This is a genomic window from Oleiphilus sp. HI0066 (assembly GCF_001635725.1).
Window position 1 is genome coordinate 1 of sequence record NZ_LWFH01001258.1, and the last position, 1,085, is coordinate 1,085.

General features: G+C 40.0%; 1 protein-coding gene. It reads right to left on the reverse strand.

The window, feature by feature from the left end; genetic code table 11:
- Positions 1-860: 860 nt before the first annotated feature.
- The coding region (locus A3738_RS31240) for a DUF1996 domain-containing protein (RefSeq protein ID WP_231876693.1) at positions 861-1,085 on the reverse strand (225 nt) is incomplete at its 5' end.

Consider the following 1,085-nt stretch of genomic DNA (forward strand, 5'->3'; position numbering starts at 1 on the left):
TCGTCGCACATTTTTTCTGCAACAGTAGAACAATTAAAATTAAATCTACTTGCTAGTGCTAAACTGTAGTATGTTTTGCTGCTTGAACAACTGCAGCACATGCGCAGTACCAAATGACTATCACCGAATAGCCACCCCAACCGCCGTAGATACCACTCTCCATCAAAATATTACTTTACTTCATACTCCATAATCGAAAAACACGACTATTACTGAAGAGGAAAGCCCTTATTAATTATAGCCATTAAATGAAAATGCGGAATTCTGAGTTTTTATTCGTGAGGTTCTCTTAGATGCTGCGACGCGTACTTTATGTCTCTTGCGACAGGCATCTTTAAAATAAGCCATCAGGCATTTGAAATCATATTCATCATCACTAAATCTATTTTCTCGACCTACTAACAAGTCTACCTATTGGTAGATTGATTCCGAGATCTGACTAATAACGCCCTCATAGACCATGCGGGTATAGGGTTTAATAACTTAATTCCAAAACGGGTATTTCTCATCAATTAACGTTAAAAGTTGATTAGGTAAATCAAATCGCGAGCTTGTCTATAGCAAACAGATATTTATGAATTTTAAAGGCGCAACAAGAAAACAATGCGCGAAGAGCAACTAAGTTTTGAATTTATGGACGGCGCCCCAGAAGCAAAAATAGCATCTGGCGAACAAAAGCTGTGCAAGATATGTACAGCGTGATAATAAAAAAACAGAGCAATAAAAGCCAAGTTAACGGAGAAATCAATTTAACTTTCTCGATGAATGCATAAATTGAATCAACTTAGGGTTCGCTTTAATTCTTATGAGTAGAGCGCTAATTGAGGAGACACCTAAATCACATGCTTTTGTTGTGGCTTCTATTCGTCAATTACCGAAACTAAGCGTGTGCCGTCGGCCAATAGCCCTACGCTGCATTCAAACGCTGGATTCAAGCAGTTTTCGACAACTGCCCGCATTACTTCTTCATCCCAGCCGTTCATCCAATCCGCATGCGCGCTATACCCACCCGGCAATGCGTCGTTCATATCGGAGGACAATGACCAAGAGGAGGACGGACCAGTATCTTCGGTAACGTAAATATT